Source organism: Xanthomonas arboricola pv. juglandis (genome assembly GCF_001013475.1).
In the GTDB taxonomy this organism is placed as follows: Bacteria; Pseudomonadota; Gammaproteobacteria; order Xanthomonadales; family Xanthomonadaceae; genus Xanthomonas; species Xanthomonas arboricola.
Genome location: NZ_JZEF01000001.1, coordinates 998,396 through 1,022,509 on the forward strand (window position 1 = coordinate 998,396; position 24,114 = coordinate 1,022,509).

Here is a 24,114-nt window from a genome sequence, read left to right on the forward strand (position 1 = left end):
GGCATGGATGCCGCCAAGGATCCTCCATGGATGGATTCACGGCGTGTCCCGGAAGTGGTGAGGGCATCGCCCCCTCGACCCAACGAGCTTTTGATTCAAGCTGCTGATCGCGCCTAAACGACGCCATCGCTCTAGTCTCGATTGCTTGCTGCGTTGTGTATTGGGGCTTGTAAGGTGCGATAGATCAGCGGTAGAGCGGTATATCTGCTGCTTGGCTGCAGGGCCCTTTCCCGCCCACCGTCGCGGGACACGCCGCAAGTACGTCCATGTAGGCCCTCACGCGGCATCCATGCCGCGTAAGGTCCCACGACGGTAGACAGGCAAGGGCCAGTCCAGATGGTCGGTGTGCAAAGCTTAAGAGCAGTGCGTTGCGCGTTGTCCGAGCATGACGTGCCTACTCGAGGTCTAACGGACACCGCTACTAGCGGCTTTTTTTATGCGGCCACCGACCAACTCCCTGGCGCGGTGTCCTTACCGCTTGCGGGACCGTGTGGCGGCATGGAGGCCGCCACCGAGCCCCAGGGATGGGTTCACGGCGTGTCCCGCAAGCGGTGGGGGCGCCGCGCCCTCGATCAGCCGAGTTTTGATGCATGCTTGGATCGTCTGATCGCAGCATCGCTGCCACTCAAGCGCAAGATCAGATCGGCGAATCCGGCAATACCGAGTGGTAGGCAATGAACGCGTCATTGCACTGCAGTGGCGTGCCCGGCCCGGGCTTGCCTTGCAGTCGCACATCGTTGGGCACCGATTCGGATAGCTGATCGAAGAAGCTCACCGGGCCGCCCTTGAAGCTGAAGTGGGTTGCGCCCGGATTGCTGGCCGGCCCACCGAAATGCGGTTGCGCGAACGAGATCGGCCCGCCTTCCAGCACCACGTTGTCCAGCGACAGGGTGATGGGCAAGGTCGTGGTCGCATCGCGATACCCGTAGAAGCTCAGCTCGCCGCCGCCGAACGCCTTGGAACCCAGCGAGTGCACATTGGTCAGCGCAATGCCGTTGAAACTCGGCAGTTTGCTGCGCACCGCCGCGTTGGCATAGTTGGCGTCGAACACCAGCGGCCGGGCAACCCCGCGCATGCAGACGTTTTCGAAGCTGATGTCGTAGACCTGGCCGCCGCGTGTGCCATCGGATTTGATGCGCAAGCCGTTGGCTGAATACGGGTCTCTCGCGACATCATTCGCGTCGAAGCCGTCGATGCTCAAGCCACGCACGGCGATGTGGCGCATGCCCGCATCGGTTTCGCTGCCCAGCGAAAAACCATGCGTGTAGTAGAACTGGTTGTATGCGAACAGCATGTTTTCCGAGGCGATGCTGCGCTTGTTGCTGGCATGCGCCTTGATCGCCACGCCGTCATCGCCGGTGCCGATGTAGGAGTACGCCAGCAACACCTTCTTCGACTGGCCCGGATCAAAACCATCGGTGTTCTTGGCCGTTTCGGGCGTGAAGCAGCTGGCGTGCGCAGTGACGTCGGGCGTGGTGCCGGCCGGGCAGCGATAACCTGGGCGCGAATAAACCAGGCTGGGCGCAAGAATCTTGATGCCCCATGCGGTCAGACCAACCACGTTGTCGGTGGTGACATGGAAGTTGGGCGAGTTTTCCAGGGTGATGTCGTACAGGGTGAAGTCGCTGCTGTCGTCGATCTGCAGCAGCCGCGGTACGTGCTGGCTCAGTCCTTTGCTGACATTGAGATAGGCCAGATCCCACCAGCTGGCGGCGCCGGCATTGGGGCCGGCGGTGAGCGTGCTGCCGCCGCGGCCGTCGATCTTGCCGGCACCCACGATCCCGCTGTTGGCGGTATCGGCGACGTGGATCAGCGGATTGCAGGATTTGGCCTTGTCGCTGGTCGCGGTGCCGCAGGTGCCCAGCCCGTTGTCGTAATCCTGCGGATTGCGCGAACCAAACAAGGTGACGCCGCGGTCGATCCACAGCGCGACCTTGCTCTTGATCGTCAGCGGGCCACTCAAGAAGCCGGACTCGCCGGTATCGCCGGGCACCAGGCGCACCGCGCTGCCGGCCGGGCAATCGTCGATGGCCGCCTGCAGACGCGCGGTGTCGCGCTTGGACTGCGCGGGATCTGCATCGAGCGCGTCCAGCGAACCGGCAACCGGCGTCAGCGCGGCCTTGAGCGTTGCGCAGACCTGCGTCGGTAGCGTGGGCTGCTGGATCACGCCCCAACTGGTGGAGATGCTGTGCGCGGTATCGGGCAGGTCCTGTTCATGCGGACGCGCCGCACCGGCCTGGAAGGTGGATAGGCCGAGCAGGGCGAGCGTCAAGGGCGCGACAGCCGGAAAAGCGGACGGGTATTGCATGGTGGACGACTCCAGTGGCGTAAAGCGCGGGGGTGGTGAACCATGTCTGCAGAAGATAGCTGCGCTGCTGTGTTGCGTTTGCGTGACTGCAGTCGCGATCAACAGTTGCCGATTCGCATGTCGTCTCGGCGCCGCTGATGTTGGTCGGTGGCAGTCGGTGCTTAAGGATGGCGCGTTACGCCAAGGAGCGTGTTCGGATGGGCGAATCCAGCGCCGCATCGCCGAAGAGAGAGCATGGGCTGTCGCCGGTTCGGGCTGCCGTAAAACAAAAACCCCTATTGGCTGACCGTATCACGCGGTTGCCAACAGGCATTCATTGCCGAGTGATGCAGTGAATCAATGGCGCTGCCGGCGCCGGGATTGCCGTGCCCATAGAAACGGTTCGGCGAATGGGTGCAGTTGCTGCTGCAATACGTGCGGCGGGCGGTAGATGCGTTCCACGCTGCGGTCTTGCCGATGCGGCTGCCCAGGCTGGACTCGCGCACCTTCACTTTCTCGTCGGACGAGGTGACGTTGACGTAAGCGGACAGGCCGCTTACGCCTAAGAGCGGCTAACAAAACTACTGCGCGGCCGTCAGGCGGGCGCGGCCGGTGCTCGGAATTGGCATGTCCACTCGTACACTGCGGTTCTGAGCGCGCCTTCCGCACCCACCTGACGAGCGCTCGCTACATTTTGTTAGCCGTTCTTAGTCCCGGGCACGCCCGACATGGGTTTGATTGTCGGGCGTGACAGGGCCGGGGACAAAACGGATATTGATGAGAGGCGGCAGGGATTCGTATAAAGACAGCCGTAGTGAGCTAACTAGCTGTCAATATAGAATTTTTTCAAAGATTCCTGCGGCCCCTCTTTCTGTTACGCAGTGAATGCTCGAGAAATCGTGTTTAGTGCGGCCCCGCGGTGGATAGAACGATGCTGGGGACTCTTGCCGCATCATCAGACTTGTAGCTGTATTTCACCGGCGCATTATTGAAGGTTGAGCCGATCGCCGAATTGCCAGTTACTGCGTCATACAAGTTTTTTTTCTCGTAGAAATTGTACATGTCCCCGCTTGATTCCAGTCGAATCTGGTTGCTATTATTGGTTTTGTAAAAATAGTTTGATTCGGAAAAAACAATGCTGCCGCTATCTACCTGCAAAGCGTTGTACTGCTGCTTTTCATAGCGGCGACCATCGGCAGCGGTGCGCATACCATTGGGCAAGGTGCTATTGTCAAAGTAGTTATTGTAGGCATGGACCCAGCCGCGGAGTAGGGGGCGCCCGACAAGATTGGGGCCAAACCAGTTGTGGTGCATCGTCACGTGCAGCTTATTGCCACCATATACATATGAGTCATTCCTGTTGTGACCAACAAGGATTGCCAAGCGCTCATTTGCGAGGTCATGATAATTTTTATCGACCCAGTTCCATACCGGATCCGGATTCATGTTGACCCAGCTGTTGCTGAAGTAGAAGTGATTGTACGACAGTGTGATGTAATCAGATGACCTGCCGACTGATAAAAGATCATCGCTCATGTCGTAGAAATCGCAGTGGTCGATCCAAGCATTGGATATACGCCGCAATGATACGCCCACGTAGTTGATGCCAATGTTGTTGGAAGTTCCTTCGACTTGGTCAGGCAAGGCTTGCAAGTCGCCGACATTGCCAGAGAATGAGATGTTTCTGATAACCACGTTTTGAATGTTTGTCCCGGCGGGCAGATTCTCGCCGCTAAATTTCAATTGGATATTCTGCAAGGCCGCGCCACCGCCTGCAGCACCCTCGATTGTTATGTTGTTCCAAGCTGTGCTGGAGAAATTCAGGGTGGTCAATTTTGGGCCGCCGTAGATCTTTCCACGGATGATGATATGATGGTTTTTGGCATTGACTGCCGCTTGCAGCTCTGCAAGCGTTGTCACTGTAATCGCAGTCTCGCCAGATACAGACGCTGAAGAAAAGCCACCGGTTTCAGCCTTGGCGATGCCAACCTGTGCGATAAAAAAAGCAAGAAACAGCGAGATAATAGAGAAATGCAAATGCGGACCTTTACTGGAAAGCGAAGCGTTGATGTGCGTTGCTATTCCTCATGACTACATAGCCAAGTTTGGCTACAGACTGCACGCTGCTCGATTAACTCGAGCAGCTAACTCGAACAGCGTGCAGGTATTCCAGAAATAACGAACGGTTATCTATCAATTAAGAAATTACGTTGCAGCAATTTGCATGCCTAGTTGATGGCTGCTGCCGTCTGATACAGGTTACGGATTGCTGACGTCCACTGAGGACCGAACGAAGCGTGGGTGAACTGCTTATAGGCAAATGAGATCATGCCGACTTCGACGTCCTGCACGGGATCCTCCTCCGTCGAAACCAAAGGTGAGCCGCTGACGCCGGAGCGTGCTTCCCACTCCAGGCCCTCGATGGCATAGTCCTTGTTCATCCATGGGTTCGGCTCTGCTGTGCTGGTCACGCTGACAGGCGTGTTCGCATTGGCACCAGGGTCGGTGTTGTAGCCTGTTGCCCGATATTCGTTATCGTCTTCCTGACCGACGAAGCGAACACCAGATGCTCCGACAGTATTCGACAAGGTGGCGCCGGAGGGCTTCATTGTCGTGGGGGCCTGCACCTGGAAGAAGGCCGTATCGTAGTCGACGGCTCGATCTGCAACCCAGCGATTATCGGCCGTGATGGTCGTCGCAGGCCAAACACCGTAGGGGGCGGTGCCGTTGTAGCCTGGCACGAACACCAAGTCCGACACAAACTTACCTGGTAGGGCAGAGACGCATCGCCCGGAGGTGGCTACGACGTTTCCGGAATCGGAGACGACCGCGTTGCCAGTGCAGCGCTGGTCTATGCCGTTCGCCCGAAAGAAGACAACGCCGAGATGAGCTGCTTGGGAGAATCCTGGAACCGGCACTGACGGATCCGTCTTCGGCGTCGGCACCGATCCTGTCACCACCTTCAACCCTGCGCTCCGGTTTTCACCGCTGGCCAATGCCGAATTCTGCAACTCTGGCGGGTCGCCGTCGACCGGGTTGGCATCCACGAACGATGCGGACACAGCAGCTTGCATCCGTGCGAATGTCCAGTGGGAAGTACTCGCATCTCGCTGAGCAGTCGGAACAACGTGCTGCAGGATGGCGCCGGCGGAGAGGTTGACCGACTTGGTGCTTGCAGACACGTCGGTAACCGCTAGGATGGTGAGAATCGCGCAGGAAGCGCGCAGTGATGTGTTTTTCGGCAAATACGCCATAATGATTTTAACCTATATGTTTTGCTTGGAGTTGAGCGAACCAAGCGGATTAATGTAATTTAGAATCTATAAATAATTTACAAATAAATCGCAGCTATGCCCATGGTTATGGCAGATTTCCCTCGCCGCTACCATCAGCGCTACTGCTTGTTTTCCTCAAGCGCAAATGCGCTGCATCAGCAGCATGGGTTCTATCCTAACCCTGGGCCGCTCATTTGATTTGTTTTGTTGCGAATGCAATGGTGCGTGTGCGAAGGTTGTTCATTCCCCATCGTCTTCCCAGGCGCGCGCCGGTAACGATGTTGGTGATGTTGGTGCCCAAGCCGAATCGCGTTGTCGCCATGTGTAGACGAAGGTGCGCATCGTCACATGCTGTGGGCAGAGAGACTACCAGACTGGTCACCCGCGTAGACACGCGCATGTGAGATATCGAGATGGCAGATCCCAAAGAGTTGCAGGAAAAATTCTGGAAAGCCTTGAAATCCGATCGCACCGTGATGCTGGGCCTGGACGGCGTCGAAGACGGTCATGCGCGCCCGATGACCGCGCAGATCGAAGGCGACAGCGGTGGCCCTATCTGGTTCTTTGCCTCAAAGGACAATGCGCTGATCGCGATGCTGGGGCAGGGCCGTCGCGTCATCGGCGCCTTCAGCAGCAAAGGGCATGATCTGTTCGCCAGCATCAGCGGCTCGTTGCGCGAAGACACCGATCCGGCCGTGGTCGAGCGCTTGTGGAACCCGCATGTGGCTGCCTGGTATGAAGGCGGCAAGGACGATCCCAAGCTTGCGCTGCTGCGGCTGGATACCGATCACGCGCAGATCTGGCTCAACGGTTCCAGTCTGCTGGCCGGTATCAAGGTGTTATTCGGCGTTGACCCGAAAAAGGATTACCAGGACAAGGTGGCGGACGTTCCGCTGCGCTGAGGCCTGCTGCACGCCTGCACGATCTTCGCGATGGTGCAGGCGTTCTCATTACAGTGCTGTCGCTTGCGTAAGCGCCGATCCAGTTTGAGACTGGACCGGCGCTGTCAGCCTGGATTGCATACAAGAACGGTCTTGGCACTGCGCGTTCACGCGCTGCCTGCCAAAGGAGAAACAAGATGCAACAGATCGAAATCGGCCAGATGGTGTTTCTGCGCGATGGCGAAGTCGGCGTCGGTGCCGTCCGCGAGGTGCGCAAGGATGGCGCCGAGCTGGTCATCAATATCGAAAACGGGGGCGACTTCGTGCTGCCTGCATCGGTGGTGCGTGATGTGCATTCCGGCAAGGTGATGCTGGATGTCGAGCAACTGCCGGAAGACGTACGTAATGCCCTGCGCCATCCACACGACAACGAGTTGCCGACCAGCACCTATGCGGCCAGCGATCCGCACGATGGCGCGCTTACCTAAGTCGGCTTACTACGAACTAGGTTCAAAAGTCCGGCCGCATCCCAGCGGGAAGTAAGAATGTCCGCGGCGCGGCATCGGACGCGCCCGCCGACGGCAGCGCCGGTTGCTCGGCCTCGTCCTTGAGTTGCACGCCGGATAGCTTGCGCCGGAACGATTCGCGCAGCAGGTACGCAAGCTTGTGCGTGGCTTCGGCGTAACTCAGTCCTTCGGCGCGGATATTGGAGATGCAATTGCGCGCGGCGTCGGTGAGGGCGACGCGCGGGGTGTAGGTCAGATACAGGCCCAGGCTGTCGGGCGAGCTCAGCCCTGGCCGCTCGCCGATCAACACGATCACCAGACGCGCCTTGAGCAGTTCGCCGACCTCGTCGCCGATGGCGACGCGGCCTTGCGCGATCAATGCCACCGGCGCCAAAGACCAGCCTTCGTGCGCGGCCAGGGCGTCGATATGCTCCAGCATCTGCGCCGCATGCCGATGCACGGCCAATGCGGAGAGTCCGTCGGCGACCACCACCGCGACATCGTGCCCGCCGCCATGGACCGCAGTCAGGCCACGCAGATGCGCGGCCGCATCCTCGCCCAGGCGCCGGCCCAGATCCGGACGTTGCAGATAGGTGTGCCGGTCCACCGCCGCGCTGTGCAGCAGAATGCTGTCGCGCCCACGCTGTTTCAGCGCTGTTTGCAGTGGCTGTGGATCGAACGCCAGATGCACCGCATCGCGCGCCTGCGCATGCGCCAGCTGGAAATCCAGGTGCGCGGCGGTCGGCAGGCTGGTGCCGACGCGTCCCAGCGCGATGCGCGCCGGTGTGAGCCGGCGCAGGTGTGCCCAGGCATCGCGTAGTGGGGGGGGCGGATCGCTCATTGCGCGCCGCCGGTGTGTAGCTGCTCCAGCGCACGCCGGAACGGTGCGGGAAGTTCGCTGCCGAGTTCGAAGCGGCCATCGCGCAGCCGCAGGATGCCTTGCTGTTCCAGCCAGTGTTCGAACTCGGGCGCGGCGCGCAGGCCGAGCGCCTGGCGCGCATACAGCGCATCGTGGAACGAGGTGGTCTGGTAGTTGAGCATGACATCGTCAGAGCCGGGGATGCCCATGATGAAGTTGATGCCGGCGGTGCCGAGCAGGGTCAGCAGCACGTCCATGTCGTCCTGATCGGCTTCGGCATGATTGGTGTAGCAGATGTCGCAGCCCATCGGCACGCCGAGCAGCTTGCCGCAGAAGTGATCCTCCAGCCCGGCACGGATGATCTGCTTGCCGTCGTAGAGATACTCCGGGCCGATGAAGCCGACCACGGTGTTCACCAGCAGCGGCTTGAACTGCCGTGCCACCGCATAGGCGCGCACCTCGCAGGTCTGCTGATCGACGCCATGATGCGCGTTGGCCGACAACGCGCTGCCCTGGCCGGTCTCGAAATACATCACGTTGTCGCCGACGCTGCCGCGCCGCAACGCCACCCCGGCGTCATGGCCTTCCTGCAACAGCGCCAGATTGATGCCGAAGCTGGCATTGGCCGCCTCGGTGCCGGCGATGGACTGGAACACCAGGTCCACCGGCACGCCGCGGTTGATCGCCTCGATGGTGGTGGTGATATGCGCCAGCACGCAGGATTGGGTCGGGATCTGGTAACCGCTGATCACCGCATCGAGCATGCGCAGCAACGCGGTGGTGGCGGCCAGGCTGTCGCTGGCAGGATTGATGCCGATCACCGCATCGCCGTTGCCGTACAACAGGCCGTCGAGCACGCTGGCGGCGATGCCGGTGGCATCGTCGGTGGGGTGGTTGGGCTGCAGGCGTGTGGACAGCCGCCCGCGCAGGCCCAGCGTATTGCGAAAGCGCGTGACCACGCGGGTCTTCTGCGCGACCAGGACCAGGTCCTGCACGCGCATCAACTTCGAGACCGCTGCCACCATCTCCGGCGTCAGCCCGGGTGCCAGTGCGGCCAGTGCCGCTTCGTCGGCCTGCGCACTCAATAGCCAATCGCGAAAGCCACCGACGGTGAGATGCGCCACCGCGGCAAATGCGGCCGCATCGTGCTGGTCGACGATCAGGCGGGTGACCTCGTCCGATTCGTACGGCACCACCGCTTCATCGAGGAAGTGACGCAGCGGCAGGTCCGCCAGCGCCATCTGCGCGGCCACTCGCTGCAGCCCGGAGTCGGCGGCGAGCCCGGCCAGTTGGTCGCCCGAGCGCGGCGGCGTGGCCTTGGCCAGCAAGGTCTTGAGATCGGCAAACTGGAAGCGCTCGCCGCCGGCGGTAAATGCGAAACCGCTCATCTGGCACTGGCCGCAGGCGTGGCCTGGCTGCGCAAGCTCAACACGCAACATAGCGCACCGAACAGCAGCAGGCCCACGAAGATCAGCGCCACGATCGGGTTGAACCAGACCATCGCCACCAGACACACCAGCGCCAGCAGCAGCGCGATTGCCGGCACCACCGGATAGCCCGGCGCGCGAAAGCTGCGCTCCAGCCCGGGTTCGGCGCGGCGCAGCTTGAACAGGCTGAGCATGCTCATCACATACATCACGATCGCGCCGAATACCGACATGGTGATCATCGCCGCGGTCAGCGACATGCCCTGGATCTTGACCACGCTGTCGCTGCAGATCGCCGCGATGCCGATCGCGCCGCCGGCAAGAATCGCGCGATGCGGCGTGCGAAAGCGCGACAGCCTGGCCAGCCCGTGCGGCAGGAACCCGGCACGCGCCAACGCGAAGAACTGCCGCGAATAGCCCAGGATGATGCCGTGGAAGCTGGCCACCAGGCCGAACAGGCCGATCCACACCAACATATGCAGCCAGGTCGAGCTGTTGCCGACCACCGCCTTCATCGCCTGCGGCAACGGGTCGTTGATGTTGGAGAGCTGACGCCAGTCGCCGACCCCGCCCGCAAACACCATCACGCCCAGCGCCAGCACCACCAGGGTGAGGATGCCGGCGATGTAGGCGCGCGGAATCGTGCGCTTGGGATCCTTGGCCTCTTCGGCCGCCATCGCCGCGCCCTCGATCGCCAGAAAAAACCAGATCGCAAACGGAATCGCGGCAAAGATGCCGGAAATGGCGGCCGGGCCGAACACATCGTGACCGGCCCAGCCATTGGCGGCAAAACGCGCAACGCTGAAGCCCGGCGCCACCACGCCCATGAACATCAGCAGCTCGATCACCGCCAGCAAGGTCACGATCAGCTCGAAGGTGGCGGCGATCGCCACGCCGACGATGTTCAAGCCCATGAAGATCGCATACGCGCCGATCGCGGCGATGCGCGGGTCCAGGGTCGGGAATTGCACATTGAGATAGGCACCGATCGCCATCGCGATGGCCGGCGGCGCGAACACGAATTCGATCAGCGTGGCCAGGCCCGCCAGCATGCCGCCGTAGGTCCCGAACGCGCGCAGGCTATAGGCGAACGGCCCACCCGCATTGGGGATCGCGGTGGTCAGCTCGGTAAAGCTGAAGATGAAGCAGGTGTACATCACCGCGACCAACAGCGTGGTCACCAGAAAACCCAGCGTGCCGGCGGTGCCCCAGCCGTAGCTCCAGCCGAAATATTCGCCGGAAATCACCAGGCCCACGGCGATCCCCCACAGTTGCCAGGTGCCCAGGGTGGGTTTGAGTTGCTCGTTGCGCATGTCGCACATCTCCTGCGGTCGGGGGAGGGGAGATGGCGCAGGTCCGGCGGCTAGGTACCGGACCGACGGCCAGTGACCGATCGTCCACCGATGCCCGGTGACGATCGACGGTCGTCCCGGTTATACCCCAAAGCCCTGCGGCGAACACAAGCGCAACGGGTGGGTCGCAGACACCATGCCGCCGCGCGCCGGCCCTGCCGGCACACCGCGTGCGCTAGCTATTTGCTGCGCTCAAGCACCAGCAGCGGATCGATGCGTACATCGAACCAGTTCATCCCCCAATGCAGATGCGGCCCGGTCGCGCGCCCGGTGGCACCCACCGCCGCAATCACCTGGCCTTGCTCCACCCGGTCGCCCACCTTCACGTCGATGCGCGACAGGTGCAGAAAATTCGAACTCACCCCGAAGCCATGGTCCAGCAACACGGTGCCGCCGGTCAGATACAGGTCCGGCGCGGCAAAGGTCACCACGCCGGCAGCCGGTGCCTTGACCGGCGTGCCGGTGGGCACGGCGATGTCCATGCCCGAGTGGCCGGCACCGGGCTGGCCGTTGTAGACGCGCGCATTGCCGAAGCGCCCGCTAATGCGGCCCTGCACCGGCCAGATGAAGGCCTGGGCGAAATCGGTGCGGGCATCGTCGCGGTCGCGCGCGGCGGTGACCTGCGCCTGCTCGCGCTTGATCCGCTCGGCGATCGCCGCAGGCGGATTGACCGTCTTGGGCGGCACGCCGTTGACGCGCTCCACCGGCCAGTCGCGCGGCGTCACCGCAATGCTGGCGGTCTGTTTGCTGCCATCGGGGCGGGTGATTTGCACCTGCAACGGTCCGCTGGCGTCGCGGCCGATGCCGAACACCACGCTGCCATAGCCACTGACCCGCAAGCTGCGGCCGGCGTACTGCACCTGGCTGCCCGCCGGCACCTTGCCGATCACCAGCGCGCCCTGCGAAGCGCTTTGCGGAAATACCACCTCCATGGCGTCGGCGGACTGCGCAGCGACGCTGCCGGCAGCGAGCGAGAGCGGCGCCAGCGCAAGCCAGGCGCCAATCAGGGCTGCGCGCATCAGCGGTCGAAGGTCAGGCGTTGACCGGCGGCACTGCCAATCAATTGTTCGCCATCCCACACCTGCTGGCCGTTGACCCAGGTCGCGGCGATACGCGAACGGAACGTGGTGCCTTCGAACGGCGACCAGCCGCACTTGGACAGCACCTGCTCGCGCTTCACGGTGAACGGGGTGTTGTCGATCATCACCAGGTCGGCGAAATAGCCTTCGCGCAGGAAGCCGCGTTCTTCCACATCGAACAACTGTGCCGGCGCATGCGCGAACTTCTGCACGATGCGGGTGATCGGCAGCTTGCCCTCGTGCACCAGCTCCAGCGCGGCCACCAACGCGTACTGCACCAGCGGCAGGCCGGAGGGCGCCTGTGCGTAGGGCTTCTGCTTTTCTTCCCAGGTATGCGGCGCGTGGTCGGTGGCGAGCACGTCGATGACGTCCTCGGCCAGCGCCTGGATCAACGCCAGGCGGTCGTCGGCGTCCTTGATCGCGGGGTTGCACTTGATCAGGTTGCCCAGCCGCGCGTAATCGCTGCGGTCGAAGCGCAGGAAGTGGATGCAGGTCTCGGCGGTGATGCGCTTGCGCAGCTTGCCGTCGGCATCGACCAGCGGGCCGGCCTCGAACAGCGCCAGCTCGTCGGCGGTGGAGATATGCAGTACGTGCAGGCGGGTGTTGTGCTTGCGCGCCAGCGACACCGCCAGCAGCGAGGACTTCAGGCAGGCCTCGCGCGAGCGGATGTCCGGATGCATCTCCGGGGTCAACGCGTCGCCGTACTTCTCTTTGTACTGCGCCAGCGTCGCGTCGATGGTGGGGGTGTCTTCGCAGTGGGTGATGATCGGCGTCGGCGCGTCGCGGAAGATCGCGTCCAGCGTCTCGGGGTTGTCGACCAGCATGTTGCCGGTGGAGGCGCCCATGAACACCTTGATGCCCGGGGCGGTCTTCGGGTCCAGCGTCTGGATCGCGGCCAGATTGTCGTTGCTGGCGCCCATGTAGAAGCCGTAGTTGGCCCAGGCGCGCCCGGCCGCCGCGTCGTACTTGGCCTGCAGTGCGGCCGCGTCCAGGGTCGGCGGATTGGTGTTGGGCATGTCCATGAAGCTGGTCAGGCCACCGGCCACCGCGGCGCCGGATTCGGTCGCGATATCGCCCTTGTGGGTCAGGCCGGGCTCGCGGAAGTGCACCTGGTCGTCGATCATGCCCGGCAGCACCCAGCGTCCGGCCGCGTCCACCACGGTGTCGCCTGCGGCTGGGGCGATCTTGCTGGCGATCTTGGCGATGCGGCCGGCTTCGATCAGCAGATCGGCGTCGAATTCCTTGCCTTCATTGACCAGGCGGGCGTTGACGATGAGGGTTCGGCTCATGGATGAGGTCCTTTACAACTGCAGGAAGGGGAAACGGGCGAGGACCCGGACGCGGGCGCGTCGGGGACGGGATCGAACCCGCCCGGATGAAAGGGATGGCAGCGGCCGAGCCGGCGTGCGGCCAGCCAGCAACCGCGCAGCGGGCCGAAGCGGCCGATCGCGGTCATCGCGTATTCCGAGCAACTGGGCGCAAAACGGCAGCGCGGCCCCAGCAGGGGGCTGATGAACCGCTTGTAGAAGCGCAGCAGCGCGATGAGCAGGCGTGAGATCACTTGCCAATGATATGCCACTTGGATTAATACGTGGTTGCCGGGGGTCCGTGGGGTAAGCTATAAAGGCCCGCTTTCCCGGGCCCCGGGGGAACCAAGGATGAGCGTTTCGTGGCTGCTAAAAAACCTGCAAAAAAGGCCGTAGAGGCCGCCAAGAAGTCCGCCAAACCCGTTGCGAAGAAGGCAGCGGCGCCCGCCGCTGCAAAACCGGCCGCCAAGCAGGCGACACCGGCTGTCAAGCAACCGGTTGCCAAGAAGGCAGCTGCGAGCAAGACCGCGGCCAAGCCGGCGCCGGTCGCCAAGACCGCAGCGTCCAAACCCGCGGCCGCCAAACCTGTAAAGTCTCCTGTCGCCAAGAGTGCTGCCAAGCCGGCGGCGAACAAGGCAGCTCCGGCTGCCGCCAAACCGGCCGCCAAACCGGCCGCCAAGCCGGTGGCGCCCAAGTCCGTACCGAAGCCGGCTACCAAGTCGACTGCGGCCAAGTCAGTCCCGGTCAAGGCTGAAAAGCCCGCGCCCGCACCGGCCTCCAAGGCCGTCCCTGCGAAGCCGGCAAAGCCTGCGACCCCGCCACTTAAGAATCCCGTGCCCGTTTCGAAATCTTCAGCAAAAACGCCAACCAAAACCGAAGCCCCCGCCAAGCCCGCCGCGACCCGTCCGGTCGGCAAGGTGGCCGTGGCCGTGACCTCCAAGCCGGCCAGCCCGACCCCCAAGACCAAGTACAAGGTGGTCGAGTACAAGACCGATGAAGCCACCGGTCGTCCGATCCTGCCGCAGGGCTACAAGCCTGCAGCCGATGAGGAGTACATGAGCAAGCTGCAGCAGGAGTACTTCCGTCAGCGTCTGCAGAGCTGGCGCAACGACCTGGTTGAAGAGTCCAAGCAGACCATCGAAAACCTGCGCGAAGAAGTGCGCGACATCGGCGACGAAGCCGAGCGTGCCACGCGCGAAACCGAGAACTCGCTGGAGCTGCGCACCCGCGACCGTCATCGCAAGCTGATCGGCAAGATCGACAGCACGCTCAAGCGTCTGGAAGACGGCGACTACGGCTACTGCGTGGACACCGGCGAAGAGATCGGCATCGACCGCCTGGAAGCGCGTCTGACCGCCGAGCGCACCATCGACGCCCAGGAGCGTTGGGAGCATCTGCAGAAGCAGCAGGGCGACTGATCGTTCGGCAAGGTCCAAGCCTTGTCCGTCGACTGAAAGACCCCGCCATGTGCGGGGTTTTTTATGCGCATCGCGCAGGCGCAACGGGCGTTGCAGTCATCGACACGCCTGGCGCGTGTCGTGCGGCCAGGCATGTCGATTGGGTGATGTTGATCAGACCTGCGGCACCACTGCAGACCTCACTGCAGGTCGCGCAGATCCAGCTTGCGCAGCTTGGGCGCCTTCCACGCGGTGGTGGCGACCACGCCCAGGGTCACGCAGCCGCCGATCACCACCGCCGGCACCAGGCCGACCAGGCGTGCCATCACGCCGTCGTAGAACGCACCCAGCTCGTTGGACGAGCCAATGAAGATGCCGTTGATTGACGACACCCGGCCGCGCATCGCATCGGGCGTGGCCAGTTGCAGGATGGTCTGGCGCACCACCACCGACACCCCGTCGCACATGCCGTAGACCAGCAGGATCGCCGCCGACAGCCAGAAGTGCCGCGACAGGCCGAAGGCGATCGTGCACAGCCCGAAGCCGGCCACCGACAGCATCAGGATGCGCCCTGCATCGCGCTGCAGCGGGTGCCGCGCCAGCCACACCCCGACCACGATCGAGCCCAGCGCCGGGGCGCCGCGCAGGATGCCCAGGCCTTCCGGGCCGTAATGCAGGATGTCGTGGATGAAGGCCGGCAGCATCGACACTGCGCCGCCCAGCAACACCGAGAACATGTCCAGCGCCATCGCGCCCAGCATGATCTGGTTGGACAGCACGAACTGCGCGCCTTCGGCGATGCTGCGGAAGATCGGCGCACGCGGGCCTGCATTGACCGGCTCGCTGACACGCAGCAGCGCCAGCGCCAGGATCGCCACCAGCGCCACGCCGGCGGCCACGCCGTAGGCCAGGCCCTTGCCGCCCCATCCGACCAGCACGCCGCCTAGCGCCGGGCCGATCACCATGCCGGCCTGGAAGCTGACGCTGCCGATGCTGGCGCCGCGGGCGAACGCCTCGCGCGGCAGCGCACGCGCGAACAGCGCGTTATAGACCGGCGACAGGAACGAGCGCGCTGCACCGGTCAGCGCGATGGCCGCGTAGATCGGCCACACGCCCTGCACCGGCAGCCAGCCATGGGTGATGGCCAACAGCAGCAACGCGGTGGCGACCAGGCCCAGCACCGCGACCATGCCGAGGCGTCGGCGCGGCAGATGATCGACCAGATAGCCGGCAAACGGCGCGATGCAGAAGAACGGCAGGATCTCCGCCAGGCCGATCAGCCCGAGCGAGAGCGGATTACGGGTGATCTCGTAGATATGCCAGCCGACCGTGACCGCGACGATCTGGTACGACAGCATCGCTGCCACGCGATACAGCAGCACCAGGCCGAAGCCGGGGTGGGCCAGCAGCGTACGCAGCGAGGCGGCGGGCGAGGGCGTCGGCGTGCTCACTGCTGGGCGCGGGCGGTGTCGCGGATGAAGGCCAGCATTGCGGCCACGCCGTTGCTGCGGGTCGGCGACAGATGCTTGGCCAGCCCGATGCCGGCGATGTAGTCCGGCTCGGTGGCCAGGATCTCCTGCGCGCTACGCCCGGAGTAAACGCGCAAGGCCAAATAGATCAGCCCGGAGACGATCGCCGAGTCGCTGACGGCGTGGAAGTCCAGCCGCTCGGCATTGCCCTCCGGCACGATCCACACCATCGACTGGCAGCCATGCAGGCGGTGTTCTTCGGTCTTCCACTGTTCGGGGAAGCTGGGCAGCTTGCGGCCCAGGTCGATCAGGTACTGGTAGCGCTCGGACCAGTCGCCGAAGAAGGAGAACTCCTCGGCAATGGCGGCCTGTGCGTCGACGGCGGTGGGTTCAAGCGGGAAGGGGGTGGTGGTCATCAAAAAATCCAGATTCGGTCGGTGGTAGCGCTGCCCGGCGACACCGCAATGGCGCCCCTCACCCGCCGGGGCGAGAAGGCGCGGTTTGCGCGCCATTGGCGCGCGTGCCTTGGAGCGCCCGCGCCGCCAGCGCGGGCCGGGGCGCGGAGCGGGGAGGGTACGGGCGAAGCCTCGCTGGAATTCGATGCGGGTGGCTTCGCCCTTACCGCAAGGAAGGTGCATGTGGCTGCGCTCGCACCCTGATCCGCCCCTGCGGGGCACCTTCCCCCGAAGGGAGAAGGGAGGAGCGTCATGCGCGCTTCCAGCGCACGCCTTGCGGAGTGTCTTCCAGCACGATGCCTTCGTCGGCCAGCTGCGTGCGGATGGCGTCGGCGCGGGCGAAGTCCCTGGCTTTCTTGGCGGCATTGCGTTCTTCGACCAGCGCCGTGATGCGTGCATCGTCGCCGGCGTCGGTGCCGCGCGAGAACCAGGCGGCCGGATCCTGCTGCAGCAATCCCAGCGCCAGGCCTGCGCCGAGCAGCCGCGACTTCAGGCCGGACAGCGCGGCGGTGCCTACCGATGCGTCGCTGCCCTGTGCGAGTTGGGTGCGCAGCGCGCGGGCCTCGGAGGCAATGCTGGCGATGACCGACAGCGCAAGCGGAGTGTTGAGGTCGTCGTCGAGCGCGGCTTCCACCTCGTCGGGAATCGTGGCCGGCTGCGCGGGGGCGATCCCCGCAGGGTGTTCGGCCGCGGCCAGGTCGCGCAAGGTGCCGTACAGCCGGTCCAGCGTGTTCTTGGCCTGTTCGATCAGGCCATCGGACCAGTCCAGCGGCTGCCGGTAGTGCGCGCTCAGCAGCGCGTAGCGCAGCGCCTCGGGCGGGTGCCGGGCGATCAGGTCGTGCACGGTCTCGATGTTGCCCAGCGACTTGCTCATCTTGGCGCCGCTGAAGTTGAGCATGCCGTTGTGCAGCCAGAACCGCGCAAAGGTCGCCCCGCCATGCGCGCATTCGCTCTGCGCGATCTCGTTCTCGTGATGCGGGAACTGCAGGTCCACGCCGCCGGCATGGATGTCGATGGTCGGGCCCAGGTGCGCGGCAGCCATCGCCGAGCATTCGATATGCCAGCCCGGACGGCCGCGGCCCCAGGGCGAGTCCCAGCCGGGCAGCTCGTCGCTGGAGGGCTTCCACAGCACGAAGTCGCCGGGATCGCGCTTGTACGGCGCCACGTCCACGCGCGCGCCGGCCAGCATCTCGTCCGGATCGCGGCGCGAGAGCTTGCCGTAGTGCGCAAAGCTGGCCACCGCGAACAGCACATGGCCTTCGGCGGCATAGGCATGCCCGTTGGCGATCAGCTGCTCGATCATCGCCACGATCTGCGGGATATGCGCGGTCGCTTCCGGTTCGATGTCCGGCGGCTGCACGCCGAGCGCGGCCATGTCCTGGCGGTAGATCGCGGCGAAGCGGTCGGTGATGGTCGAGATCGGCACGCCCTGCGCCTGCGCGGCGGCGTTGATCTTGTCGTCCACGTCGGTGATGTTGCGCGCGTAGCGCAGCGCGCCATAGCGCCGGCGCAGCAGGGCGGCCAGCACATCGAACACGACCGGGCCGCGGGCGTTGCCGATATGCGCGTAGTTGTAGACGGTGGGGCCGCACACATACAGGGTGGGGCTGGACGGATCGAGCGGTGCGAACGGCTCGACCCGCCGCGTCAGGTTGTTGTGCAGGCGCAGGCTCATCGGCATCTGAAAAAGGATAACCGGGCGATTCTAGCCGGTCGCGGCGGTGTGGCGAACCAACCGCACGCGCGCAGCAGCACCGGTGACCGGATGGGCTGCGTTCAGCCCAAGGGATCGCAAGCTCCATACACTTACGTATTGCCTGGCTGCGCCCTCCTGGTACTGATGCGACCTTCCCCGTTCTTCCTGCTGCTAAGTGTGTTCGCCTGGCAGGCATCGTCAGCGCACGCAGCAGAAACCGATCCCAAGAACCGGGTGGTGGTGATCGAGAACGTGAAGCTGGATTACGCGCAGGTACTCAATGTCGAGCCGGTCTATCAGACCCTGCGTGCCACCCGCATGGAAGAACAGTGCGAGGCCGAGCAGGTCGCACCGGTGGTCGTGGCACCGGCCGAGGACGAGGGCCGCATCAACCGGATGGTGGATTCGGTCAAGGAGATGTTCTCCCGTCGCCCCGAGCCGGCGTCCGTGCCGATGGCGGTGCCGCCGACCAGCACGCGGCGCAACTGCCGGGTGGTGGAAGTGCCGCGCGAGTTCCGGCGGCCGATCGCCTTCGATGTGGACTACGTCTACAAGGGCACCAAGTACCGTTCGCGACTGCCGGAAGACCCGGGCAACCGGCTGCGCATCCGCGTCTCGGTCACCCCCTACATCCCCGACGCCATCGTCGCGCCGCCGCGCTGAGCCGCGCGGCGGTTGCGCCGTACCCGCATGCATGCGAGGATTCGCGCCCTATGTACGCAAACGCCTTTCAGCACGACACCAGCGCCGCCCGGATGGCCTCCGGCATGACCTCGCGTGCCCGCCGACCGGAATCCCACATTTTCGCTGGGTGACCGGAGCGTTTTGCTGTTCCGCCGTTGAAAACCCAGCCCGCAGGCTGGGTTTTTTCGTTTTGACGTCACAAAAGTTTCAACCGCAAGAAACGCGCATGTCGCGCACCCCGCCGCTCCTGGCGGACCACGCAGCAGAAGCACGCAGCACAAGGATCGATCGATGTCACTGAAGCACTTCTTGAACACCCAGGACTGGAGCCGCGCCGAACTGGACGCGCTGTTGACCCAGGCCGCGTTGTTCAAACGCAACAAGCTGGGAAGCGAGCTGAAGGGCAAGTCGATCGCGCTGGTGTTCTTCAACCCGTCCATGCGCACCCGCACCAGCTTCGAGCTGGGTGCGTTCCAGCTGGGCGGGCATGCGGTCGTGCTGCAGCCGGGCAAGGACGCCTGGCCGATCGAGTTCGATCTGGGCACGGTGATGGATGGCGACACCGAGGAGCACATCGCCGAAGTGGCGCGGGTGCTGGGCCGTTATGTCGACCTGATCGGCGTGCGCGCGTTCCCGAAGTTCGTCGACTGGTCCAAGGACCGCGAGGACCAGGTGCTCAGGAGCTTCGCCAAGTATTCGCCGGTACCGGTGATCAACATGGAGACCATCACCCACCCGTGCCAGGAGCTGGCGCACGCGATGGCGTTGCAGGAACACTTCGGCACCCAGGATCTGCGCGGCAAGAAGTATGTGCTCACCTGGACCTATCACCCCAAGCCGTTGAACACCGCGGTGGCCAATTCCGCGCTGACGATCGCCACCCGCATGGGCATGGACGTGACCCTGCTGTGCCCGACGCCGGACTACATCCTGGACCCGCGCTACATGGACTGGGCGGCGCAGAACGTGGCCGAAAGCGGCGGCTCGCTGCAGGTCAGCCACGACATCGACAGTGCCTACGCCGGTGCCGACGTGGTGTATGCCAAGAGCTGGGGCGCGTTGCCGTTTTTCGGCAACTGGGAGCCGGAAAAGCCGATCCGCGACCAGTACCAGCACTTCATCGTCGACGAACGCAAGATGGCGCTGACCAACAACGGCGTGTTCTCGCATTGCCTGCCGCTGCGTCGCAACGTCAAGGCCACCGACGCGGTGATGGATTCGCCCAACTGCATCGCCATCGATGAAGCCGAGAATCGCCTGCATGTGCAGAAGGCGATCATGGCGGCGCTCGCTTCGCAAGCGGGAATCGGTAATCGGGAATAGAGAATCGCAACAGCAAGAACGTTGATCCCCACTTTTACGTACCAAGGAAACAATGATGAGCACTGCTTCCACCATTCCCGATTCCCAACTCCCGATTTCCGGCAGCAAGAAGGACATCGTCCTGGCGTTCTCCGGTGGCCTGGATACCAGCTTCTGCATTCCGTATCTGCAGGCGCAGGGCTATGCGGTGCACACCGTGTTTGCCGATACCGGCGGGGTGGATGCCGAGGAGCGTGATTTCATCGAAAAGCGCGCGGCCGAACTCGGTGCCGCCAGCCATGTCACCGTCGATGGCGGTCCGGCCATCTGGCAGGGCTTCGTCAAGCCGTTCGTGTGGGCGGGTGAGGGCTACCAGGGCCAGTATCCGTTGCTGGTGTCCGACCGTTACCTGATCGTCGACGCCGCGCTCAAGCGCGCCGAGGAACTGGGCACGCGCAGCATCGCGCACGGCTGCACCGGCATGGGCAACGACCAGGTGCGTTTCGACCTGGCAGTGAAGGCACTGGGCGATTACCAGATCGTGGCGCCGATCCGCGAGATCCAGAAGGAGCATACCCAGACCCGCGCCTACGAGCAGAAGTATCTGGAAGAGCGCGGCTTCGGCGTGCGCGCCAAGCAGCAGGCCTACACCATCAACGAGAACCTGCTCGGGCTGACCATGTCCGGCGGCGAGATCGACCGTTGGGAAGCGCCGGGTGAGGGTGCGCGCGGCTGGTGCGCGCCGCGCAGCGAGTGGCCGGTCGAAGCGCTGACCGTCACCCTGAAGTTCGTCGAAGGCGAGGCCGTTGAACTCAACGGCAAGGCGCTGCCGGGCGAGCAGATCCTGGCCCAGCTCAACAAGCTGTTCGCGCCCTACGGCGTGGGCCGTGGCGTCTACACCGGCGATACCGTGATCGGGTTGAAGGGCCGCATCGTGTTCGAAGCGCCGGGTCTAATCTCGCTGCTGACCGCGCACCGCGCGCTGGAAGATGCGGTGCTGACCAAGCAGCAGAACCGCTTCAAGCCGGATGTGGCGCGCAAGTGGGTGGAGCTGGTGTACGAAGGCTTCTATCACGACCCGCTCAAGACCGACATCGAGGCGTTCCTGAAGTCGTCGCAGGCCAAGGTCAACGGCGAGGTCACGCTGGAAACCCGCGGTGGCCGCGTCGATGCGGTGGGGGTGCGTTCGCCGCACCTGCTCAACACCAAGGGTGCGACCTATGCGCAGTCGGCCGACTGGGGCGTGGAAGAAGCGGAAGGCTTCATCAAGCTGTTCGGGATGAGCTCGACGCTGTATGCCCAGGTGAATCGCTGAAGTTTCAGGGCACGTATGCGAAGCACCTCTCCCCCGGGGCGAGAAGGCACGGCTGACGCGCCGCTGGCGCGCGTGCCTTGGAGCGCCCGCGCCGCAAGCGCGGGCCGGGGCGCGGAGCGGGGGTTGAGGTGAGGGTACGAGCGAAGCTCCCGCAGGGTGCGGTGCACTCGGCTTCGCCCGTATCCTCATCCGCGCCTTCGGGGCACCTTCTTCCGAAGGGAGAAGGGTGGCCTGGATGCGCTGTAGACGTTGTTCGCGCAGCCTCGCACCACCGTGCATTTGTGACTTCTGTTAGCCGCCACTTCGGACCATTGATCAAACCGACATGACCGATCTACTTGCCTCCACCCTCGAACACCTGGAACAGCTGGTGTCATTCGACACCCGCAATCCGCCGCGGGCGATCGCTGCCGAGGGCGGCATCTTCGATTATCTGCGCGCGCAGCTGCCCGGTTTCCAGGTCGAGGTGATCGACCACGGTGCCGGTGCGGTCAGCCTGTATGCGGTGCGCGGTATGCCCAGCTACCTGTTCAACGTGCATCTGGACACGGTGCCGGATTCGCCGCACTGGAGCGCCGATCCGCACGTGATGCGGCGTACCGACGATCGCGTGATCGGCCTGGGCGTCTGCGACATCAAGGGTGCGGCAGCGGCGCTGGTGGCGGCGGCCAATGCCGGGCAGGGCGATGCGGCCTTCCTGTTTTCCTCCGACGAGGAAGCCAACGACCCGCGCTGCATCGCCGCGTTCCTGGCGCGCGGTGTGCCGTATGAGGCGGTGCTGGTCGCCGAGCCGACCATGAGCGAGGCAGTGCTGGCGCATCGCGGCATCAGCTCGGTGCTGATGCGGTTTGCCGGGCGTGCCGGGCATGCCTCGGGCAAGCAGGATCCTTCCGCCAGTGCGCTGCACCAGGCGATGCGCTGGGGCGGCAGGGCGCTGGACCATGTCGAGTCGCTGGCGCATGCGCGCTTCGGCGGCCTGACCGGCCTGCGCTTCAACATCGGTCGGGTCGAGGGCGGCATCAAGGCCAACATGATCGCGCCGGCGGCCGAGCTGCGTTTCGGCTTTCGTCCGCTGCCGTCGATGGACGTGGACGGTTTGCTGGCGACGTTTGCCGGATTTGCCGATCCGGCCGCAGCGCATTTCGAAGAAACCTTCCGTGGGCCGAGCCTGCCGTCCGGCGACATCGCGCGTGCCGAAGAACGCCGCCTGGCCGCCCGCGATGTGGCCGATGCGCTGGACCTGCCGATCGGCAATGCAGTGGATTTCTGGACCGAGGCCTCGCTGTTTTCGGCTGGCGGTTACACCGCCCTGGTCTATGGCCCCGGCGACATCGCCCAGGCGCACACCGCCGACGAGTTCGTGACGCTTGCGCAGCTGCAGCGCTACGCCGAGTCGGTACATCGCATCATCAACGGCTCAAACTGAAGCCGCGTTCCGCGCCTGGCGCGGCCACTCCTCTCTTCGATCACGGCAATGTCCCTCTCCGTACAGCCCCACAAACAGACCCGCCAGACCATCGTGCGCCTGCTTTCGAGCATGGCCAGCGCCAAGGAAATCAGCCAGTACCTCAAGCGTTTTTCGCAGCTGGATGCCAAACGCTTTGCGGTGGTCAAGGTGGGCGGCGCGGTGCTGCGCGACGACCTGGACGCGCTGACCTCGTCGCTGTCGTTCCTGCAGGAAGTGGGGCTGACCCCGATCGTGCTGCATGGCGCCGGTCCGCAGCTGGATGCCGAACTGTCGGCGGCCGGCATCGAGAAGCGCACCGTCAACGGCCTGCGGGTGACCTCGCCGGAAGCGCTGGCAATCGTGCGCAAGGTGTTTCAGGCCTCCAACCTCAAGCTGGTCGAGGCGCTGCAGCAGAACGGCGCGCGTGCGACCTCGATCACCGGCGGCGTGTTCGAAGCGCAGTATCTGGACCGCGACACCTACGGCCTGGTCGGTGAGGTCAAGGCGGTCAACCTGGCGCCGATCGAAGCCAGCCTGCAGGCCGGCTCGATCCCGGTGATCACCAGCCTGGGCGAGACGCCGAGCGGGCAGATCCTCAACGTCAATGCGGATTTTGCCGCCAACGAACTGGTGCAGGAGCTGCAGCCGTACAAGATCATCTTCCTCACCGGCACCGGCGGTCTGCTGGATGCCGATGGCAAGGTGATCGACTCGATCAACCTGTCCACCGAGTTCGACCATCTGATGCAGCAGCCGTGGATCAACGGCGGCATGCGGGTGAAGATCGAACAGATCAAGGATCTGCTCGATCGCCTGCCGCTGGAGTCGTCGGTGTCGATCACCCGGCCGGCCGATCTGGCCAAGGAACTGTTCACCCACAAGGGCTCGGGCACGCTGGTGCGGCGCGGCGAGCGCGTGCTGCGTGCGACCTCTTGGGACGAACTGGACCTGCCGCGGCTCAGGACCCTGATCGAATCCAGCTTCGGCCGCACGCTGGTGCCCGAGTACTTCAGCAACACCAAGTTGCTGCGCGCCTATGTCAGCGAGAACTACCGCGCCGCGGTGATTCTCACCGACGAAGGCATGCTGGGTGCAAGCGCGCTGATCTACCTGGACAAGTTCGCCGTGCTCGACGACGCCCAGGGCGAAGGCCTGGGCCGTGCGGTGTGGAACGTGATGCGCGAGGAAACCCCGCAACTGTTCTGGCGCTCGCGTCACAACAACCAGGTCAACATTTTCTACTACGCCGAGTCCGACGGCTGCATCAAGCAGGAGAAGTGGAAGGTGTTCTGGTACGGGCTGGAGAACTTCGAGCAGATCCAGCACTGCGTGGCGCATTGCGCGACGCGCCAGCCGACGCTGCTGGGCTGAGTACG

General features: G+C 64.1%; 20 protein-coding genes and 1 other RNA gene. 9 read left to right on the plus strand and 12 right to left on the minus strand.

The features are described 5' to 3' along the window. Positions 1–637: 637 nt before the first annotated feature. Positions 638–2,308, minus strand: coding sequence for a glycoside hydrolase family 28 protein (locus tag XARJCFBP2528_RS03965; protein WP_026064638.1), 1,671 nt, complete (start codon positions 2,306–2,308; stop codon positions 638–640). A 606-nt stretch (positions 2,309–2,914) separates the two neighbouring features. On the opposite strand from XARJCFBP2528_RS03965, the gene XARJCFBP2528_RS22025 reads away from it, so the two are divergent. Next, positions 2,915–2,990, plus strand: a non-coding RNA gene (locus XARJCFBP2528_RS22025) — sX9 sRNA. 200 nt (positions 2,991–3,190) lie between these two features. On the opposite strand, the gene XARJCFBP2528_RS03970 is transcribed toward XARJCFBP2528_RS22025, so the two are convergent. Then, complete coding sequence (locus XARJCFBP2528_RS03970; RefSeq protein ID WP_016903775.1) at positions 3,191–4,324, minus strand: pectate lyase family protein; 1,134 nt, start codon at positions 4,322–4,324, stop codon at positions 3,191–3,193. Between the two features lie 191 nt (positions 4,325–4,515). Beyond that, a complete protein-coding gene (locus XARJCFBP2528_RS03975; RefSeq protein WP_026064637.1) occupies positions 4,516–5,541 on the minus strand; it encodes a trypsin-like serine peptidase in 1,026 nt (341 codons plus the stop codon). 434 nt (positions 5,542–5,975) lie between these two features. On the opposite strand from XARJCFBP2528_RS03975, the gene XARJCFBP2528_RS03980 reads away from it, so the two are divergent. Further along, entirely contained in the window at positions 5,976–6,464 is a 489-nt protein-coding gene (locus XARJCFBP2528_RS03980) for a pyridoxamine 5'-phosphate oxidase family protein (protein ID WP_016903772.1), read from the plus strand. A gap of 176 nt (positions 6,465–6,640) precedes the next feature. After that, the gene (locus XARJCFBP2528_RS03985; protein ID WP_016903771.1) at positions 6,641–6,931 is read left to right on the plus strand and encodes a hypothetical protein; all 291 of its coding nucleotides are present in this window, start codon (positions 6,641–6,643) and stop codon (positions 6,929–6,931) included. Between the two features lie 22 nt (positions 6,932–6,953). Here the strand turns inward: XARJCFBP2528_RS03985 and eutC are convergent, their stop codons facing one another. The 6 genes from eutC to yidD all read right to left on the minus strand — a co-directional run bounded on the left by eutC (position 6,954) and on the right by yidD (position 13,245). Continuing rightward, positions 6,954–7,790 carry an ethanolamine ammonia-lyase subunit EutC gene (gene eutC, locus XARJCFBP2528_RS03990; RefSeq protein WP_016903770.1) on the minus strand — a complete coding sequence of 279 codons (837 nt, stop codon included), beginning with the start codon at positions 7,788–7,790 and terminating at the stop codon, positions 6,954–6,956. Next, positions 7,787–9,196, minus strand: a complete 1,410-nt coding sequence (locus XARJCFBP2528_RS03995) for an ethanolamine ammonia-lyase subunit EutB (RefSeq protein WP_047124338.1) — start codon at positions 9,194–9,196, stop codon at positions 7,787–7,789. Before XARJCFBP2528_RS03995 ends, eutC begins: the two co-directional genes overlap by 4 nt. Further along, the gene (gene eat, locus XARJCFBP2528_RS04000) at positions 9,193–10,557 is read right to left on the minus strand and encodes an ethanolamine permease (protein WP_047124339.1); all 1,365 of its coding nucleotides are present in this window, start codon (positions 10,555–10,557) and stop codon (positions 9,193–9,195) included. The genes XARJCFBP2528_RS03995 and eat overlap by 4 nt, the downstream gene beginning before the upstream one ends. 209 nt (positions 10,558–10,766) lie before the next feature. After that, on the minus strand, positions 10,767–11,606 hold the full coding sequence (locus XARJCFBP2528_RS04005) for a M23 family metallopeptidase (RefSeq protein ID WP_016905050.1): 840 nt from the start codon (positions 11,604–11,606) through the stop codon (positions 10,767–10,769). Next, positions 11,606–12,955 (minus strand): dihydroorotase, encoded by a 1,350-nt coding sequence (locus XARJCFBP2528_RS04010; RefSeq protein ID WP_047124340.1) that lies wholly within the window; start codon positions 12,953–12,955, stop codon positions 11,606–11,608. Before XARJCFBP2528_RS04010 ends, XARJCFBP2528_RS04005 begins: the two co-directional genes overlap by 1 nt. Further along, positions 12,952–13,245 carry a membrane protein insertion efficiency factor YidD gene (gene yidD / locus XARJCFBP2528_RS04015; RefSeq protein ID WP_039521874.1) on the minus strand — a complete coding sequence of 98 codons (294 nt, stop codon included), beginning with the start codon at positions 13,243–13,245 and terminating at the stop codon, positions 12,952–12,954. Before yidD ends, XARJCFBP2528_RS04010 begins: the two co-directional genes overlap by 4 nt. A gap of 90 nt (positions 13,246–13,335) precedes the next feature. On the opposite strand from yidD, the gene dksA reads away from it, so the two are divergent. Beyond that, a complete protein-coding gene (gene dksA, locus XARJCFBP2528_RS22030) occupies positions 13,336–14,391 on the plus strand; it encodes an RNA polymerase-binding protein DksA (RefSeq protein WP_064506541.1) in 1,056 nt (351 codons plus the stop codon). A gap of 179 nt (positions 14,392–14,570) precedes the next feature. On the opposite strand, the gene XARJCFBP2528_RS04030 is transcribed toward dksA, so the two are convergent. The 3 genes from XARJCFBP2528_RS04030 to cysS all read right to left on the minus strand — a co-directional run bounded on the left by XARJCFBP2528_RS04030 (position 14,571) and on the right by cysS (position 17,969). Continuing rightward, the gene (locus XARJCFBP2528_RS04030) at positions 14,571–15,821 is read right to left on the minus strand and encodes an MFS transporter (RefSeq protein WP_016903220.1); all 1,251 of its coding nucleotides are present in this window, start codon (positions 15,819–15,821) and stop codon (positions 14,571–14,573) included. Next, positions 15,818–16,255, minus strand: coding sequence for a SufE family protein (locus XARJCFBP2528_RS04035; RefSeq protein ID WP_016903219.1), 438 nt, complete (start codon positions 16,253–16,255; stop codon positions 15,818–15,820). Before XARJCFBP2528_RS04035 ends, XARJCFBP2528_RS04030 begins: the two co-directional genes overlap by 4 nt. A 289-nt stretch (positions 16,256–16,544) precedes the next feature. Further along, a complete protein-coding gene (gene cysS, locus XARJCFBP2528_RS04040; RefSeq protein WP_016903218.1) occupies positions 16,545–17,969 on the minus strand; it encodes a cysteine--tRNA ligase in 1,425 nt (474 codons plus the stop codon). A 186-nt stretch (positions 17,970–18,155) separates the two neighbouring features. On the opposite strand from cysS, the gene XARJCFBP2528_RS04045 reads away from it, so the two are divergent. The 5 genes from XARJCFBP2528_RS04045 to XARJCFBP2528_RS04065 all read left to right on the plus strand — a co-directional run bounded on the left by XARJCFBP2528_RS04045 (position 18,156) and on the right by XARJCFBP2528_RS04065 (position 24,109). Then, on the plus strand, positions 18,156–18,653 hold the full coding sequence (locus XARJCFBP2528_RS04045; RefSeq protein WP_026064486.1) for a hypothetical protein: 498 nt from the start codon (positions 18,156–18,158) through the stop codon (positions 18,651–18,653). Between the two features lie 312 nt (positions 18,654–18,965). Next, positions 18,966–19,997 (plus strand): N-acetylornithine carbamoyltransferase, encoded by a 1,032-nt coding sequence (locus tag XARJCFBP2528_RS04050; RefSeq protein ID WP_016903216.1) that lies wholly within the window; start codon positions 18,966–18,968, stop codon positions 19,995–19,997. 52 nt (positions 19,998–20,049) lie between these two features. After that, on the plus strand, positions 20,050–21,291 hold the full coding sequence (locus tag XARJCFBP2528_RS04055; RefSeq protein ID WP_196299007.1) for an argininosuccinate synthase: 1,242 nt from the start codon (positions 20,050–20,052) through the stop codon (positions 21,289–21,291). A 325-nt stretch (positions 21,292–21,616) separates the two neighbouring features. Beyond that, entirely contained in the window at positions 21,617–22,717 is a 1,101-nt protein-coding gene (locus tag XARJCFBP2528_RS04060; RefSeq protein ID WP_016903214.1) for an acetylornithine deacetylase, read from the plus strand. A 48-nt stretch (positions 22,718–22,765) separates the two neighbouring features. After that, complete coding sequence (locus XARJCFBP2528_RS04065) at positions 22,766–24,109, plus strand: acetylglutamate kinase (protein WP_026064484.1); 1,344 nt, start codon at positions 22,766–22,768, stop codon at positions 24,107–24,109. The last annotated feature ends 5 nt before the right edge of the window (positions 24,110–24,114 follow it).